General features: G+C 36.2%; 14 protein-coding genes. 3 read left to right on the forward strand and 11 right to left on the reverse strand.

Features of this window, described 5'->3' with window-relative positions:
* The first annotated feature begins 28 nt into the window (after positions 1–28).
* Entirely contained in the window at positions 29–1,120 is a 1,092-nt protein-coding gene (locus ACFOWM_RS08020) for a carboxypeptidase-like regulatory domain-containing protein (RefSeq protein WP_379708641.1), read from the forward strand.
* 2 nt (positions 1,121–1,122) lie between these two features.
* Here the strand turns inward: ACFOWM_RS08020 and ACFOWM_RS08025 are convergent, their stop codons facing one another.
* The 9 genes from ACFOWM_RS08025 to ACFOWM_RS08065 all read right to left on the reverse strand — a co-directional run bounded on the left by ACFOWM_RS08025 (position 1,123) and on the right by ACFOWM_RS08065 (position 9,881).
* On the reverse strand, positions 1,123–2,067 hold the full coding sequence (locus ACFOWM_RS08025) for a UDP-3-O-(3-hydroxymyristoyl)glucosamine N-acyltransferase (RefSeq protein ID WP_379708643.1): 945 nt from the start codon (positions 2,065–2,067) through the stop codon (positions 1,123–1,125).
* Between the two features lie 33 nt (positions 2,068–2,100).
* Positions 2,101–3,156, reverse strand: a complete 1,056-nt coding sequence (locus ACFOWM_RS08030) for a hypothetical protein (protein WP_379708646.1) — start codon at positions 3,154–3,156, stop codon at positions 2,101–2,103.
* Between the two features lie 33 nt (positions 3,157–3,189).
* Positions 3,190–4,482: a hemolysin family protein gene (locus tag ACFOWM_RS08035; protein ID WP_379708648.1), complete on the reverse strand. Its 1,293-nt coding sequence runs from the start codon at positions 4,480–4,482 to the stop codon at positions 3,190–3,192.
* 25 nt (positions 4,483–4,507) lie between these two features.
* Positions 4,508–5,071, reverse strand: a complete 564-nt coding sequence (gmk, locus tag ACFOWM_RS08040; RefSeq protein WP_379708650.1) for a guanylate kinase — start codon at positions 5,069–5,071, stop codon at positions 4,508–4,510.
* 28 nt (positions 5,072–5,099) lie between these two features.
* Positions 5,100–6,404, reverse strand: a complete 1,305-nt coding sequence (gene murA, locus ACFOWM_RS08045; RefSeq protein ID WP_379708652.1) for a UDP-N-acetylglucosamine 1-carboxyvinyltransferase — start codon at positions 6,402–6,404, stop codon at positions 5,100–5,102.
* Positions 6,405–6,521: 117 nt separating this feature from the next.
* Entirely contained in the window at positions 6,522–7,295 is a 774-nt protein-coding gene (locus tag ACFOWM_RS08050) for a DUF4290 domain-containing protein (protein ID WP_379708654.1), read from the reverse strand.
* A 63-nt stretch (positions 7,296–7,358) separates the two neighbouring features.
* Entirely contained in the window at positions 7,359–7,655 is a 297-nt protein-coding gene (locus ACFOWM_RS08055) for a DUF4157 domain-containing protein (protein ID WP_379708656.1), read from the reverse strand.
* The gene (gene bcp / locus ACFOWM_RS08060; protein ID WP_379708658.1) at positions 7,648–8,139 is read right to left on the reverse strand and encodes a thioredoxin-dependent thiol peroxidase; all 492 of its coding nucleotides are present in this window, start codon (positions 8,137–8,139) and stop codon (positions 7,648–7,650) included. Before bcp ends, ACFOWM_RS08055 begins: the two co-directional genes overlap by 8 nt.
* A gap of 32 nt (positions 8,140–8,171) precedes the next feature.
* A complete protein-coding gene (locus ACFOWM_RS08065) occupies positions 8,172–9,881 on the reverse strand; it encodes a M23 family metallopeptidase (protein WP_379708660.1) in 1,710 nt (569 codons plus the stop codon).
* 338 nt (positions 9,882–10,219) lie between these two features.
* Here ACFOWM_RS08065 and carB point away from each other — a divergent pair, with 338 nt between their 5' ends.
* Positions 10,220–13,078: a carbamoyl-phosphate synthase large subunit gene (gene carB / locus ACFOWM_RS08070; RefSeq protein WP_379708662.1), complete on the forward strand. Its 2,859-nt coding sequence runs from the start codon at positions 10,220–10,222 to the stop codon at positions 13,076–13,078.
* Between the two features lie 49 nt (positions 13,079–13,127).
* Here carB and ACFOWM_RS08075 read toward each other — a convergent pair whose 3' ends face one another.
* Together ACFOWM_RS08075 and ACFOWM_RS08080 are read right to left on the reverse strand one after the other, a co-directional pair.
* Positions 13,128–13,391 (reverse strand): hypothetical protein, encoded by a 264-nt coding sequence (locus ACFOWM_RS08075; RefSeq protein WP_379708664.1) that lies wholly within the window; start codon positions 13,389–13,391, stop codon positions 13,128–13,130.
* A 9-nt stretch (positions 13,392–13,400) separates the two neighbouring features.
* Complete coding sequence (locus ACFOWM_RS08080; RefSeq protein WP_379708667.1) at positions 13,401–14,324, reverse strand: PfkB family carbohydrate kinase; 924 nt, start codon at positions 14,322–14,324, stop codon at positions 13,401–13,403.
* Positions 14,325–14,463: 139 nt separating this feature from the next.
* Here ACFOWM_RS08080 and ACFOWM_RS08085 point away from each other — a divergent pair, with 139 nt between their 5' ends.
* On the forward strand, positions 14,464–15,072 hold the full coding sequence (locus ACFOWM_RS08085) for an L-threonylcarbamoyladenylate synthase (RefSeq protein WP_379708669.1): 609 nt from the start codon (positions 14,464–14,466) through the stop codon (positions 15,070–15,072).
* The last annotated feature ends 36 nt before the right edge of the window (positions 15,073–15,108 follow it).

Raw genomic sequence — 15,108 nt, forward strand, 5'->3', positions numbered from 1 at the left:
ACCCAGCATTGTTTTAAAAAAAACTCACATGAAATTATTTTGTGTTGCCCTTTTAAGTTGCCTTTTCATAACTACTTCGCAAGCCCAAGTTTACTTTACCATTTCGGGTACGGTTAAAAGTGCAACAAATGGCCAACCCATGGCAGCCGCATCCGTGTTTGCACAAAACACCACTTTTGGTACAGCAACAGATGAGGCCGGTAATTTTAAATTACAATTACCAGCTGGTGGGTACGATTTAGTGGTTACGTTTACAGGCTATAGAACAGAGTTAAAAAGAATTACTACTGCCGATGCAAATGAAAAAATAATTTTTGAACTCAACGAAAAAGAAAAAGAATTAGCCGCCGTAGCAGTAGTAGCAACCAATGAAGTGGCTGATGGTTTAGAAAAATATGGCAGCTTTTTCAAAAGTGCCTTTTTAGGAAAACTAGCTCATGACAGCGCCTGTACTATTCAAAACCCTAGTGCTTTACACTTCTTTTTTTCAAAGAAAAAAAACAGGCTTAAAGTAACGGCTACCGAACCACTTGTTATAAAAAACCAATGGCTAGGCTACAACATTACTTACAATATTGATTCGTTTACACATGAGTACAATACAGATGTGAGCATATACTCTGGCTACCCATTATTTGAAGCCATGCAAGGCGATAGTTCACAACAACAAATATGGGAAACCAATAGGCGAATTGCCTACAAGGGTTCACTGTTACATTTTATGCGGAGCGTTTACAACAAATCGTTGGCAGCTGATGGTTTTGAAATTCAGTTCATCACTAATAACCAAGGCAAAGAAAATAGTATTGTGTTGAAAGATTTTTATGGTGCTTTACAGTATGAGAAAGATGATAGTACACAAACCGTTGAAATATTACCCAACCAAAACTTAGTAGCCGTTTTGTACAAAGCTGAAAAACCATTACCGGCTTACATTGCTGAAAACCCTAATGAACCTAAGGATTTTAGGTTGTCTTTTTTAAACTTTAAACCTAAAGAAAGTATTATTATTGAGCAAAACGGTTTCTTTTATGAGTCGAATGATGTAACTATAAGTGGCTATTATACTTGGGATAAAGTGGGCAACCAAGTACCTTATGATTATTTATACAAGCCTTAATACTATTTATTATTCATCACTTTATCCCACAAAGCAGGTATACGTTTTACCCAAATCATTTCTCTTTTAACAGCACTAGCCTCTTGTGCAGGTGCTCCCCAATAAGTTTTATTGCCTTCTAAATCGCCGCTAACACCTGTTCTGCCTAGCAGTACCGCATTTTCGCCAATGGTAAGTGTTTTGTTTACAATAGCGCCGCCCCAAATGGTAACACCATCTTTAATAGTTACACAACCTGCCACAACAACACTTGCAGCAAACAAACAGTTTTTACCGATAACAGTATCATGCCCAATGTGAATGAGGTTATCAAACTTGGTACCTTGGCCAATTCGGGTATCGTGGCTCACTCCCCTATCAATAGTACAATTAGCACCTATATGCACATCATCTTCAATAATAACAGTACCGCAACTCGGCATTTTTTTATACCAAACCGCTCTATCTTTTTTAGTATTATAATAAAACGCATCACTGCCAATTACAGTGCCAGCTTGAATTATAACGTTATCGCCAATAGTGCAATGATCTAATATGGTTACGTTGGGGTGAATTAAACAATTTTTACCAATAGTAACATGGTTACCAATAAATGCATTGGGGTATATATAAGTACCCTCACCAATGGATGTTGTATTTATAGTAGATGTTGCTTTGTTGAATGGACGATAATGGGCAACAATAGTACAATAGGCATCAAAAGGGGCATCTGTTAGCAACAATGCTTTGCCAGCAGGTACAGGCGCCTCTTTATTAATGATGATATATGTTGCAGCGCTGTTTATGCATTTATCGTAATATTTAGGATGGTCAACAAACACCAAATCACCAGGCTCCACTTTATGAATTTCGTTAATACCGGTTGCCATACCATTAACATCACCAATAACAGTGGCATTTATTAATTGTGCTATGGTTTGTATACTTACTGGTTCGTTAAACTTCATCGCTATAATTTTTACAAAGGTAGTATGGTTTGTTTAAGTTGAAATAGCATTATATAAATTAGTAGCTGCATTATCAATATTATAAACACTTAACACTTGTTGCGCTTGTTGTTGTAAATGTTCACGAATTGCTTCATCTTTATAAATTGCTTGCAGTTGGTCTGCAATATCATGCTCCTTAATTGCTGTAGGTAAAAAAGCCTTTTTGAAAAATGCATTATTTACATCATTTTGTTCAGCAATTACAGGCACATGGTGCTGTAATGCAGCAATGGCATAATTTGTAGCAAATTGATTTGAAAAATACAACATTGCAAAAGCACAAGGAATTAACATACTACCCATTGCTACGGCCTCGTCAATAAAAAACACATCGTTTCTATACTTATAGTTTTTAAAATCGTTGATGAGCCTTTCAGGTTGTTGACCATTAAGTAATAACACTAATTTAATGGATGATTTTTGCCATTTTTTAAATTGCGAAAATGCTTTAAGAAGTGTAATTAAATGTAAAGAAGATGTTTCATCAACATGATAAATAAAATAATCGTACCCTTCGGTAAAGCTATCTTTCAATTGTTGCGCTACAGTAAAGCTTACTTGTTGCAACGGTGCCGCTGGTAATGCATGGTATATATTTGTTACCTGTGTTTCGTTTACCTTCCAATTATTACAAAGCTGTTGCTGTACAAATAACTCATTCGTAAAAATTTTTGATGCAGTGGCTAAAGCTTTTTTGAAATGATATTTTCCTAAAAAATGTTGTATAGTAGTGTCAACATTACATTCAACATATAAAAATTGTACAGCAGTGGTTTTAACACAAAGCCTATTGGCATTGGTAATAAATACGTTGATACCATGTTGTTTTATTAAACGTGGTAGCGTTGCTGCATACCAAAACTGCAAACTTAAATAAAATTGCGGTGACGGTACTTTTATATGTTGCACACAGTTAGCAGGCAATTGCTGCAATGGTTGCTTGCAAAAAATAATAAAACGATCCGTTGGCTTTTGCTTTGCAAGTTGTAAAATAGTATCTACAAAGTATGGTTGTGGTTGATGTAAAATGTGTACCCCAATGATCATTTCAAAAAATATAACGATTAAATATATGGTTGGTTACCTGCGTAAAATTTTAAGTTTTACGGTTTCAATACGGGTATCACTTACACTTAAAATATCAAATTCGTAATTACCTATTATAATTTTTTCACTTTGTTTGGGTATGGCTTCATGATGCTGTACAATATACCCCGAAAGGGTTTCAGCGGTTTCATCTTCAGAAAAATGAATATCATATTTTTCAGTAATGGCATCTAATTCCATACGGCCACTAAATAAATATTCATTAGCAGCTAATTGCTTATCAACCAGCTCTTCTACATCATCATATTCATCTTTTATTTCACCAAAAATTTCTTCTAATAAATCTTCCATGGTTACTATACCTGCAGTACCTCCAAACTCATCAATAACCCAAGCAATGCTTTTACGCTCTTTACTAAACTTACTCATTAAGTCTGTTGCCAACATGGTTTCTGGCACAGTAGGTATGGGCAATAAAATGGCTTCAATATTTGCAGGACTTTTAAATAAATCTAACTGATGAATATAGCCAACAATATCATCAATGTCTTTATCGAACACCACTAATTTGCTAAGCCTCGTTTCAATAAACAATTGTTTCACTTGCTCAATGCTGCTTTCTTTATGAATGCTCACAATTTCTTTACGAGGTACTAAACATTCTCTCAATTTAACATCGCCAATAGAGAGGGCATTTTCAAAAAGTTCTTTATTTATTTCAGATGATTCTTCTTCACTGTGCATTTTATTTTGTTGCAGGTAATGTTCTAAATCAACCTTACTAAACATTTCTTTTCTGTTATGCACTTTTACGTTGAAAAGGTATTGCAAAATCCACTCGGCTATACTTACAAAAAAAGATGAAACACCAAAAAAAATAGCATAAAAAAACTGAACAATATAAGTGATGATACCATTTGATAAGATGCTGTTATTACGAGCCCTAAACAAAGCTTTACATACAAACTCTACCAATAAAATAATAATTGTAGCAGCCAAAGTTTCAATCAATAATTTTACTAAGCTTACATATGGGCCTAAATAAGCAGGTAATATTGCAGCAACTTTTTCCCAAAGAGGATATAATATGGCACCAATTAGAAGCCCATAAACAACCAACACAATATTACCCACCACCAAAATAGTTCCTAAAAAACGAGCAGGGTGTTCCGCAAAATTACCCCATACTTTTCCAGAATACTTGGCTTGCTTTTTATTGAGCTCAATGGTTAATTTATTAGCTGAAATAAACGCCATTTCAATACCGGCAAAAAAACCGATAAAAACCAACGAAATAATAATTGCTAAAAGTGAATTAACATCCATTGTGAAAAAATTTTCAAGGTTGAAGTTAACGTTTTAAAAAATGGGCTACTATTTTTTCTGCGGCAGCGCAAGCTTCATCTAATTGGGCATTAACAACCACTTCATCAAAATGATCTTTAAACGATAGTTCATACGATGCCTTATTTACCCGTGCTGCTAGAGATTCAGGCGTTTCAGTACCTCGGCTTTCTAAACGCTTTTTCAATTCTTCTACTGAAGGTGGTTCAATAAACAAGCTCAACGTACCTTCATTAAATTGCTGTTGTACATGAATAGCACCTTTTACATCAATATCTAAAACAGGTACATTACCATCGGCCCAAATGCGCTGCAGTTCTGATTTTAAGGTGCCATAGTATTTGCCTTCATACACCATTTCCCACTCAATAAATTCGTTGTGCTGAATTTTATGCTTAAAGTCATCTTCACTTATAAAATAATAGTCTACCCCATCTTTTTCAATACCTCTGGCTTTTCGTGTTGCCGCCGATACTGAAAATTTTAATGTAGGAAAACGCTGCATTAAATATTTGGTGATAGATGTTTTACCTGCACCAGAAGGAGCTGTTATGATGATGATTTTATTCAAAATTGTTGACTGTTTTTTGTTGTTTGAATTAACCTCGTTTAATATCGGCACCAAGGGCTTGTAACCTACCATCTATATTTTCGTAACCCCTATCAATTTGCTCAATATTTTGGATCGTACTTTTGCCACTAGCACTTAATGCAGCAATCAATAAGGCTACACCTGCCCTAATATCAGGGCTCGACATGGTGATACCTCTCAATTGTTTTGCTCTTTCTAAACCGACTACAACGGCACGGTGAGGATCACACAAAATAATTTGTGCACCCATTTCAATCAATTTATCAGTAAAAAACAACCTACTTTCAAACATTTTTTGGTGTATTAAAACAGTACCATGTGCTTGAATAGCGGTTACCAACACAATGCTTAATAAATCTGGCGTAAAGCCTGGCCAAGGGTTGTCGTAAATGGTCATTACGCCACCATCTAAAAAGGTTTGAATTTCGTAACGCTCCTGTGCTGGCACATGAATATCATCGCCGTTTATATTTAATTGAATACCAAGCTGTCTAAATTTTTCTGGTATAATACCCAATGAAGCTACACCAGCATTTTTAATGGTGATATCGCTTTGCGTCATGGCAGCTAAACCAATAAAGCTGCCTACTTCAATCATATCGGGCAACATGGTATGCGTTGTACCTTGCAATTTTTGTACGCCAGTAATTATTAATTGATTGCTACCAACACCTTCAATTATTGCACCCATACGAATGAGCATGTTGCAAAGTTGTTGAATGTAAGGTTCGCAAGCTGCGTTGTAAATAGTTGTAGTACCTGTTGCCAACACGGCAGCCATTAAAATATTAGCGGTACCTGTTACGCTTGGCTCATCTAACAACATATAACAACCTTTGAGTTCATCGGTTTTTAAAGCAAAAAAACCAGTATCGCTGTTGTAAGAAAATGTTGCACCTAAGCGTTCAAAACCAATAATGTGTGTATCGAGTCTGCGTCTTCCAATTTTATCGCCACCGGGCTTTGGTAAATACGCTTTTTTAAACCTTGCTAATAACGGACCGGCCAACATTACCGAACCCCTTAACCGGCCACTTTTTTTAAAATAATCTTCACTTTGTAAATATTCCACATTTACATCATCTGCCTGAAACACATAACTGTTAGGCCCTGTAGGACTAACCTTTACGTTCATTTCTTTGAGTAACTCAATTAACAAGTTAACATCAATAATATTAGGAATGTTGTGAATTTCAACCGGTTGTTCGGTTAATAATACTGCACTCAATATTTGTAGGGCCTCGTTTTTTGCACCTTGTGGCGTAATGTTACCACTTAGTTTATTGCCGCCTCTTACTTCAAAAATTGCCATTAAAATTACGTTGTTTTATCAAAAATTATTTTACAAAAATGATTGTTCATCAGTGAACTGTTTTATAAAAAAAATCCGGCAGAATTACCCTGCCGGAAGTTATGTACACAACAGTATTTAAAATCTTTTTTTAAAGTTTCTGTTGTTGTTATTTCTATTGTTGCCACCGCCTGCATCTCTATTTCCACCGCCTTGGTTATTACCATTGTTGTTGCGGTTTGCACCATTGTTATTGTTTCGGTTGTTGTTATTGCGGTTGTTATTACTACCAAAATTTTTACGGAATTGGTTGTTACGGCCACCACCACCGTACTCATCTCTCTCTACACGTTGTGCTTGGTGCTTAACAAATGGCCTGTTATTGAAAGCCAACTCACCTTTGGTAATATCACTTAATTCAACTTGTATGGTATCATCATGCACCAACTCTTTATGCCAATTGCTGTACGTAAGTTTCATGTAATACGCTATGGCATTGGCGAAACCTTGCTTTTTTTCAGGGTTTTCTTCTTTCAATGCTTTATCAATTACCACTTCAATATTTTTACCAAGGTGGTTGAATTTTGGATAACGCTTGGGATAGGCCAAAGGTTGTGGTTTCGCCTTCAATTTTTCTTTTGTTGGTATTGGGTAGGGGCTTTCCACATCAAGCGCAAAATCGCTGATCAAAAAAAGATGATCCCATAGTTTATGCCTAAAATCTTCTACGTTTTTTAAATGCGGATTTAAAAAGCCCATGAGTTCAATAACTGCATACGCATTGCGTTGACGTTCTTCCCTATTTTCGATGGTGAGTAAGTATTCAACCATTTTCTGAATATGTCTGCCATATTCTTTCATAATTAAATGGTTTCTTGTAGTGTTGTACTCCATATTATCAACGTTCATCATATTGGCAAATATAGTCGTTTTTTAGTGGTAAAACCGCTGTTACACTAGTAATTATAAGCTGCGTTAGCAATTTTCAGCAGCCCGTGCAGCTACTTCGTATTTATTGTTATAGTATCCATTTTTGTAGCTTTCCCAAAGGTATTTGAGCAAAAATGGTATAAAACCATGTGTTTTAAATTGTTGCACATGGCAAAGCTCATGCTTTACCCAACGTTCATCTTTCAAAAAATGTGCAGCTGTACAGCCATGCAAGTGTATGGTACTACCCAATACCATGGCAACTGAAGTTACGTTCAGTTTTTTAGCAGCAATAGCAGCTAGCCAACTTTTTTCTTTTATACGATAATGCAGTTTACTCATGCCATGCAGCCAATACTTCGTCTGTATGATTTTTAGTATCGGGCTTGGTGATAATATTTTTGATTTTGCCCGTTTCATCAATTAAAAATGTAGTGCGATGAATACCGTCGTATGTTTTACCCATAAACTTTTTTTCGCCCCATACGCCATATTTTTCGGCAATGCTATGATCTTCGTCGGCAATTAAAGCAAAGGGTAATTCGTATTTTTCTTCAAACTTTTTGTGCTTTTTAGCTGGGTCGGGGCTCACACCTATAATTTCAAACCCATCTTGCAACAAATTTGTATAATTGTCACGTAGGTTGCATGCCTGAGCTGTACAGCCCGGTGTATCATCTTTTGGATAAAAATAAAGCACTACTTTTTTACCAGCATAATCTTTTAAGGCAATACTGGCACCGTTTTGATCAATACCTTTGAATGCAGGCGCTTTGCTACCTGGCTTTAAATTGTTGAAGGGGCTTTTAACTGATTCGTTTTTCATTTTTTAATTTTTAAATATCATTTTCACTGTAACTATCTTGTAAAAGCAAATGTTTTGGTGGTAGTATTGCCACACAAATCAGCTACTTTGATCATTAATGTATGCGCACCGGGTGCACATTTTTCATCAAAAACATAAATAAAATTACGACCTTTATCGTTACTAAATCGTAACCAATTACCATCTAACCAAGCATTAAAACTACCAATTTCTTCAGTGTTATCAACAACTGAAAATAACAATCTTTTGAGCGACGATGCTTTCATTCCGTCTTTAAACCCAATAGGTGTAAGGCTTGGCGGCAAAGTATCTTTCACTAACTGAAACGTACCAAAGTTGCGAAATGCTGCTGTAAACCAGCCTCCTTTTGAAAAATTGGCTTTCTTAAAATCTGTTTTACTGCCGTAAACAGTTTTCATCATCATTTTACCAGTATCAGTTAAGGCTACATCATCAAGTATACTAATACTGTAATAACATTGAACAGGTACTGTTGCGTTGTGTAACTGATAAACAGTAGCACCGTTTGCTACAGGTGTTTCTTTGTATACAAAATTTACGGTATCATACAGGGCGTTTTCTGGCAAATAAAATCGAAGGTTATTGCGTTCAAATACATTGATGAACCCCGGAATCATTTTTTGGGTATAATTAAAATTGTAGGGCGCCTTTACTGCATTTGGCATTGGTGGTTGTACTGTAAAATATAATGTATCAGTATTCAACGCAGCATCTGCAACAACAATTGCAATGGCATGAGGTTCATTGTTCATTACTGTAACCCCAAAGTTTTTGTACGATTTGTATATACCATTGTAATAACCCGGTAATGCAGAAAGGTGCTGAATAAAAGGCCCACCGCTGCTCCTTGTTTTATAATCAATATGTGCATTGAGGTAACGGGTTTCATCGTAGCTAATGCTATCCATTTCAAATGAACTCAACAGTTGATTATTATCCATAACTGCAGCTCCATATATACCATTAGGGTTTGCCGAACCTGTAACTTTGTCAACGGCACTAATACCAAAACTTATGTAATTTGATGGTGCTACAATAGTAGCATTTACTGGCTCATAATGCGTACCTACTTTTTTAATGGCAACATATTGAGGCGATTGGTCGTAGGTACTTTTGGTTCGATCGTACATTGCTAATCGTACAATGGTTGGTGGCACATTATCGGGTATATTAAAGCCAAATAATAACGGGTTTAATACTTTATCGGTTTTAGTGTCTCTAATTTCAAAATGCACATGAGGGCCTTGAGAGCCGCCAGTGTTACCACTATTAGCGATATAATCACCAGCTTTTACAGGAAACAGTTTAGCTGGTATGTCTAAAAAAACATCCCACCGTTGTAACAAATACTGTTGTGTTGTAACGTAATTTTCAAGAGCAGGTTCAAAGGCATTTAAGTGAGCATAAAGCGTAGTTAAGCCGTTGGGGTGGTTAATGTAAATGCACCTACCAAAACCAAAAGGTTCAATTTTAACTTTTGCAATATAACCAGCCGCAGCAGCGTATACGGGTTTATTTTCTACCTGATCCGTTCTACAATCTAACCCCATGTGATAATGATTGGGCCGCAATTCACCAAAGTTGGCAACAATGCCAACCGCAGCATCCACTGGCCATTGAAAATACTGTTGCGGATATTTTTTGGGAGAAAATATTTGTGCATTCAAACCCAATGTTGTGAGCAGGGCAATAATCAATAAATGAAACCTATTTTGTTGCAACGGAATTGTTTTGTTTTTACAAAAATCGGTTTTACAAAACAATTATATATGTAAAGATTGTATAAAGTTGTTGTAAGTAAAATAATGTTACAAAAGCTGATGGGCTGCGCCTGCTTAGGCGAAGCTCTTTTTATGGCTGAAAATACTTTTGAATTTTTAATTGTATTTGCAAAGCCATAAAAAAGCGAAAGCCGGGCAGCGAACCAGTGTTACACAAAGCTTTGAAGCCCACAGGCCCACAATAATAAAAAATTGCTACTGAATTTTGTTGCTCATATGCTTTTTATTTTGCCTGCTTACCGTTACTTTTGCACGCCACAGCAAAGGCAAAAGTTTACATGCCTAAAAACAACTCCATACAATCAGTTTTAATTATCGGAAGCGGCCCTATTGTAATTGGCCAAGCCTGCGAATTTGATTACAGCGGCACACAAGCTGCCCGTAGCCTCAGAGAAGAGGGTATAAAAGTAATACTCATAAATAGCAACCCTGCTACTATTATGACGGACCCGATGATGGCCGACAGGGTTTATTTATTGCCCCTTACACCTGAGAGCATTGAACAAATTTTAGAAGAAAACGATATTGATGCAGTACTACCTACAATGGGTGGACAAACAGCCCTCAACCTTTGTAAAGAGGTTGATGAAATGGGCATTTGGGAAAAACACAACGTACAATTAATTGGGGTTGATATTAAAGCGATTGACAAAGCAGAAGATAGAGAAAAATTTCGCCAATGGATGATTCAAATGGGTATTCCTGTTTGTAAAGCACATATTGCCAACTCCTTTTTAGAAGGTAAAGAGTTTGCCCAAGAAATTGGTTACCCTTTGGTATTACGCCCTTCATTTACATTAGGCGGCAGTGGCGGCGGATTGGTATTTAAAAAAGAAGAATTAGATGAAGCCCTCAACAATGCCCTTACAGCTAGCCCTATTCACGAAGTACTGGTTGAAAAAGCCATTATAGGTTGGAAAGAGTTTGAGTTAGAGCTCTTAAGAGATAATGCTGATAATGTAGCCATTATTTGTACGGTTGAAAATTTTGATCCAATGGGTGTGCATACCGGTGATAGTATTACCGTAGCACCTGCTATGACGTTGAGCGACACTGCTTTTCAACTAATGCGTAACACAGCCATTTCAATGATGCGTAACCTCGGCAACTTCGCTGGTGGTTGTAATGTACAATTTGCTTTAAACCCCCATACCGAAGAATTGATTGTTGTGGAGATAAACCCACGTGTGAGCAGAAGCTCTGCTTTAGCAAGTAAAGCCACCGGTTACCCTATTGCAAAAATTGCTGCAAAATTAGCCATCGGTTATAATTTAGATGAATTACAAAATCAAATTACGCAATCAACCTCTGCTTATTTTGAACCTGCATTGGATTATGTAATTGTAAAAATACCTCGTTGGAATTTCGATAAATTTAAAGGTGCCAACGATACCCTAGGCTTTCAAATGAAAAGCGTTGGCGAAGTAATGGCTATTGGTCGCAACTTTGCCGAAGCGGTGCAAAAAGCTTGTGTGAGTTTAGAAAACGAAGCCGTAGGTTTAGGTTATTACGGTAAAAGTATGATGCACAGTGAGGAGTTAATTGAATACATTAAAACTCCGAAATGGGATCGTATTTTCAGAATTAAAGATGCCCTCATGGCTGGCGTTAGCGTTAAACGTATTTGCGAAAGCACTTTAATTGATCGTTGGTTTATTTACCAAATTCAAAAAATTTGTGAGGTTGAAAAAGCCATTGCACTGCATACCATTAACAGCATACCTGAAGATTTAATAAGAACAGCTAAAAACATTGGTTTTACAGATGAACAAATGGTACGCATTATGAAAGATGGTACCGATGAAATGCTGTACGAAAAAAGAAAAGCTTTAGGCATAACAAGAGTATACAAAATGGTGGATACATGTAGTGCCGAGTTTGAAGCAAAAACACCCTACTTCTACTCTACTTTTGAAACGCCTATTACCAATATTCATAACAGCAACGAAGGTTTTGCAGCTTCAAACGAATCCATCGTTAGCAATAAACAAAAAGTAATTGTATTAGGTAGCGGCCCTAACCGTATTGGCCAAGGTATTGAGTTTGACTACTGTTGTGTACACGGTTTATTGGCAATTAAAGAAGCTGGTTTTGAGGCGATAATGGTAAACTGTAATCCCGAAACGGTTTCTACCGATTTTGATATTGCTGATAAACTGTATTTTGAACCCGTTTTTTGGGAACATATTTGGGAAATTATTGAGCATGAAAAACCTTTGGGTGTAATTGTGCAGTTGGGTGGACAAACAGCCCTCAAACTAGCGAAGCGTTTACATGAAAAAGGTATCAACATCATCGGTACATCTTTCGACAATATGGATATTGCTGAAGATAGAGGTCGCTTTAGCGATATGCTCAAAGCGTTACAAATACCTTACCCTAAGTATGGTACGGCTTACACTACTGATGATGCTATTGAAGTAGCGAAAGAAGTAGGGTACCCTGTACTCGTAAGACCAAGTTATGTATTAGGCGGACAGCGCATGCGTATAGTAATAAACGATGATGAATTGGAAAGTGGCGTATTGAGTTTATTGAAACATTTACCGGGTAATAAAATTTTAATTGATCACTTTTTAGACAGGTGTCAAGAAGCAGAAATAGATGCCATTTTTGATGGTACCAATTTTCATGTAATGGGGTTAATGGAACATATTGAACCTGCAGGTATTCATAGTGGCGATAGCAATGCTGTTTTACCGCAATTTAATTTATCGCCACTCATTGTGCATACTATGGAAGAGTATGCTGAAAAAATAGCACGAGCACTCAATATTAAAGGGTTAATCAATATTCAATTTGCCATTAAAGATGGTAATATATATGTAATTGAAGCCAACCCACGTGCAAGTAGAACAACGCCGTTTATTGCAAAAGCATATGGTATTCCTTATTTAAATGTTGCTACCAAAGTAATGCTAGGTGTGGCCACTCTAAAAGATTTTAGTTTCGAAAAAAACTTACAAGGTTTTGCTATAAAAGAACCGGTATTTTCATTCAACAAATTCCCTGGTGTAAACAAAGAGTTAGGTCCAGAAATGAAGAGTACAGGCGAAGCCATTCGATTTATTAAAGATTTAAAAGATCCTTATTTTAGACAATTATACAGGGAACGTAGTATGCATTTAAGCAAATAAGTAACTAAATTAAAAAGCCCTCAACAAATGTTGAGGGCTTTTTAATAATTTATAAATCAATATCTGCATCAGGTAGTTTATCTAAATAATTTTTAACCACAAAGTAAGCTGTTAAAGCACAACCCCATGCAATTAACAACCAACTAATAGTATTATCCATACCAAAAATAATAATACCAATAATACCACCAATAACTTCAGCAGCTATCCAAGCAATTACCAATGTTAAGCGCCATTTGCCAGCGGCTTCGCCTTTACGTAAAGCAAGGTTACCAATTTGGTAAGCTAAAAATATTAAAACTAAAATATCCACTTTGGTAGGTTAAACTAAATCAATATCAAAATTAACCAATTGTACAAATGCAGCTATACGGTCATCAATATCTGCTTTTGTAATTTCTTTCAAACGTTCTGGACCAAATTTTTCTACACAAAAGCTAGCCATTGCACTTCCTACAATAATAGCGGTTTTCATGTTTTCAAAACTAATGTCTTTTGTTTTTGCTAAATGTCCAATAAAACCTCCAGCAAAGGTATCGCCGGCACCAGTTGGGTCAAATACTTCTTCTAATGGTAATGCTGGCGCAAAAAACACATGGTTTTCGTGGAATAACAAAGCACCATGTTCGCCTTTTTTAATAATTAAAAAGCCAGGGCCCATTTCCATTATTTTTTTAGCCGCTTTTACTAAAGAAATTTCGCCACTTAATTGACGAGCCTCACCATCGTTCACCAATAACACATCTACATTTTTAAGCACTTCTTTGAGGTCATCCATTGCAATGTCCATCCAAAAATTCATGGTATCCATTACAATCAGCTTTGGCCTTTTTTTGAGTTGGTTAATTACACTCAATTGTAATTTAGGCATCAAATTACCGAGCATTAAAAACTCAGCGCCTTGGTAACTATCAGGTATAATCGGGTTAAAATCTTCTAATACATTAAGGTCAGTTACCAATGTATCTCTCGAGTTCATATCAATATGATACTTACCACTCCAAAAAAACGATTTTTTATCTTTTACAATTTCAACACCATCTAACTCAACACCTCTTTTGGTTAGTTCGTCCATTTCTTCTTGCGGAAAATCGTAACCTACAATAGACACTTGTTGAATAGGTTTTACAAAATTAGCTGCCGCATAAGCCACATAAGTAGCTGAGCCTCCAATTATTTTATCTACTTTGCCAAAGGGCGTTTCAATTGCATCGAAAGCCATGGTGCCAACCGTAATTAATGACATGGTATTAAATTTGTAGTTTTGAATATTAAAAAACGCTGCAAAAATAGAGAATAAAAAATGCTTAACCCATATTTTTTGCCAATTAAAGCGTTTTGTTTTAAATGATGCTTTTCCCCCATAAATAAAAAATCTTATTACTATGTTGTTACACATTCATCCTGATAATCCGCAACCAAGGCTCATAAAGCAACTTGCTGAATGTTTGTTAGATGGTGGTATCATCATTTACCCAACTGATACAATTTATGGTATTGGCTGTAGTATTGGGCAACCAAAAGCCATTGAAAAAATATGTGCCATTAAAAATGTTGACCCTGCAAAAGCCCAGCTTTCATTTATTTGTAAAGATTTAAGCCACCTCAGTGATTATACCAAAAGTATTGATACGCCATTGTACCGAATGCTCAAAAGTCATTTGCCGGGGCCTTTTACCTTTATTTTACCTGCTAGTAAACAAGTACCAAAAATTTTACAAAGCAAAAAATCTACCATAGGGTTAAGGGTACCCAATAGTAATATATGTTTAGCATTAGGTGAAGCCACAGGTTTTCCTATACTAAGTGCTTCATTGCCTGGCGATATGGTTGAAGATTATACTGACCCTGACATAATCTTCGAAAATTTTAAAAACAAGGTTGATTTTGTTATTGATGGTGGTATTGGCGGTATGGTACCTTCAACCGTGGTTGATTGTACTTCAGATGATTGGGTAGTAACTCGACAAGGACTTGGTATTTTTGAGCAATAGTGAATAAAAAATTTGTCGTAAAAACACTAAAAAAAC

Source organism: Ferruginibacter yonginensis (assembly GCF_042651465.1).
Lineage (GTDB): Bacteria > Bacteroidota > Bacteroidia > Chitinophagales > Chitinophagaceae > Ferruginibacter > Ferruginibacter yonginensis.

Bases quoted from the DNA above. Each gene is read 5' to 3' on its own strand.
- carB (WP_379708662.1), top strand. From the start codon at position 10,220: ATGCCTAAAAACAACTCCATACAATCAGTTTTAATTATCGGAAGCGGC.
- ACFOWM_RS08055 (WP_379708656.1), bottom strand. From the start codon at position 7,655: ATGAGTAAACTGCATTATCGTATAAAAGAAAAAAGTTGGCTAGCTGCT.
- bcp (WP_379708658.1), bottom strand. From the start codon at position 8,139: ATGAAAAACGAATCAGTTAAAAGCCCCTTCAACAATTTAAAGCCAGGT.
- murA (WP_379708652.1), bottom strand. From the start codon at position 6,404: ATGGCAATTTTTGAAGTAAGAGGCGGCAATAAACTAAGTGGTAACATT.
- ACFOWM_RS08035 (WP_379708648.1), bottom strand. From the start codon at position 4,482: ATGGATGTTAATTCACTTTTAGCAATTATTATTTCGTTGGTTTTTATC.
- ACFOWM_RS08030 (WP_379708646.1), bottom strand. From the start codon at position 3,156: ATGATCATTGGGGTACACATTTTACATCAACCACAACCATACTTTGTA.
- ACFOWM_RS08025 (WP_379708643.1), bottom strand. From the start codon at position 2,067: ATGAAGTTTAACGAACCAGTAAGTATACAAACCATAGCACAATTAATA.
- ACFOWM_RS08080 (WP_379708667.1), bottom strand. From the start codon at position 14,324: ATGTCATTAATTACGGTTGGCACCATGGCTTTCGATGCAATTGAAACG.
- ACFOWM_RS08050 (WP_379708654.1), bottom strand. From the start codon at position 7,295: ATGATGAACGTTGATAATATGGAGTACAACACTACAAGAAACCATTTA.
- ACFOWM_RS08020 (WP_379708641.1), top strand. From the start codon at position 29: ATGAAATTATTTTGTGTTGCCCTTTTAAGTTGCCTTTTCATAACTACT.
- ACFOWM_RS08085 (WP_379708669.1), top strand. From the start codon at position 14,464: ATGTTGTTACACATTCATCCTGATAATCCGCAACCAAGGCTCATAAAG.